Genomic DNA, 1,740 nt, shown 5'->3' with positions numbered 1-1,740 from the left:
GATGACTTAACGGATCCCGCGCCGGCGACAACTTTCTCGCATTTGGATTCGACGATTGTATTGTCCCGGTCGCTGTCGGAACTTGGTATCTACCCGGCAGTTGATCCGTTGGATTCTACTTCCACTATTCTATCGCCAGCTATTGTAGGAGCGGAGCACTATGAGGTAGCCCGGGAAGTACAACGGCTGTTACAGCGCTATAAAGATTTGCAGGATATTATCGCCATTCTGGGTATGGAAGAGTTGTCCGAGGCTGATAAGCAAACGGTGGCGCGGGCACGACGCATCCAAAGATTTTTGTCGCAACCATTCCATGTGGCGGAAGTGTTCTCCGGCATTAAAGGATCTTATGTCAGCCAAGCGGATACGATCAAAGGTTTTAAGGAGATCCTGGAAGGCAAACACGATGACAAGCCGGAACAAGCGTTCTACATGAAAGGCCGGATTGAGGAAGTAAAAGCATAGCCGCTTGAGTTATATGGCATTCGTTTCTTTTGAAGTGGTGACGCCAGAAGGTTTAACGTGGCAAGAAGAGGTGTATAGCGTCGTCTTACCCACAGCAGAGGGAGAAATCGGTGTGCTGGCCAACCACGAGCCGCTGGTAACGATCATTAAGCCAGGCGTCATATATATTAAAAGGGCGGCGACTGATTCCGCTGACCGTCTAGAACACATCGCAACCACGGGGGGGTTTGCGGAGATCGATGGTAAACGAGTACGAGTTTTGGCCGACGTAGCGGAGAGAGCGGATGATATTGATGAAATGAAAGCAAAAGAAGCGCTGGAACGCGCCCAAGAGATGCGCCGGACACAAAAGGACGAGGTAGCTTTGGCTGACGCGATGGGATTGATTGAGCTTAATCTGGCGAGACTAAAAGTGGCGGAACTGCGACGCCGACGGGCAAGATAAACTCTGTGAAAATCCGAAATTCGAAATCCTCCCAAAGGGATCCCTTCGGGAGAAACAAATTCGAAATTATAATGTGAAGAAATTTGAAACTGCGGTTATGTGCAAACTTGGTAAGTAGTTACGCTACTCATACTATTGCCACACAGCATCATACTGTTTACCAGACACATAGGCGGCATCAAACATAGCGGCGGTGGCTTGGGCGATCCCTTTGTGCTGAATGGTCATGACTAGAGACACGTCGGGAAAAAGAAAGGCTACTTTGTCGCCATAGATAAATACTAGTTGATCTAAAGGAAAGGTTGCGGCAGGAAGGGTACGAACTTGCCAGATGCGTTGGCGCAAAATTTTCAGATTAGTTGCGCTTAATTGCTTGCTCGGTTCTTTGGTGGATTCCTCAGTAAACAAACCTTTGGTGATTATCTTGCGCTGCACAATGCGTGAGAAGAAGGTATGCCATTGATCTTCGGTAAGTAACGATAATTCCTGTTGCAAGGCAGTGACACCTTCGGCTACTCGAAAAGTGCTCCCTTCCGGCATGGCAGATATTTCATCATAAATTTTATAATATCCGCGTTTTGATTCGGTTACCTCTATAATTGGTTTCTCTTGGTCAATTTTCTTTAATGCCTCCAATTGAGGAATAGCGCTTTTAAAATCCGTGGTCCATTGGTCAAACAATAGCCCTAGCTCATTGGGACGGATAGCCGTCAGACGCATAGCGCGACCGTGTAATGTCTGCTTGAGGACCCCTTTGTCTAATAGTTTCTTGATATGAAAGTAGGCGGCTGTACGGTGCTTGCCAACTTTTGCTGCAATTTGGCTGACAC

3 protein-coding genes are annotated in these 1,740 nt (G+C 47.6%); 2 read left to right on the top strand and 1 reads right to left on the bottom strand.

Annotation, left to right across the window (positions count from 1 at the left end; genetic code table 11):
- The coding region (locus tag WC764_04780; GenBank protein ID MFA6007009.1) for a F0F1 ATP synthase subunit beta at positions 1-465 on the top strand (465 nt) is incomplete at its 5' end.
- A 13-nt stretch (positions 466-478) separates the two neighbouring features.
- The gene (gene atpC / locus WC764_04775) at positions 479-910 is read left to right on the top strand and encodes an ATP synthase F1 subunit epsilon (GenBank protein MFA6007008.1); all 432 of its coding nucleotides are present in this window, start codon (positions 479-481) and stop codon (positions 908-910) included.
- Positions 911-1,042: 132 nt separating this feature from the next.
- Here atpC and WC764_04770 read toward each other — a convergent pair.
- On the bottom strand, positions 1,043-1,740 hold a 698-nt coding region (locus WC764_04770; protein MFA6007007.1), incomplete at its 5' end, for a hypothetical protein.

Source organism: Candidatus Paceibacterota bacterium, assembly GCA_041660505.1.
Classification (GTDB): domain Bacteria; phylum Patescibacteriota; class Minisyncoccia; order Phycocordibacterales; family JACRKE01; genus JBAZWG01.
The sequence above is the reverse complement of the archived record's forward strand: the minus strand, read 5'-3'. Positions and strand labels throughout refer to the sequence as shown.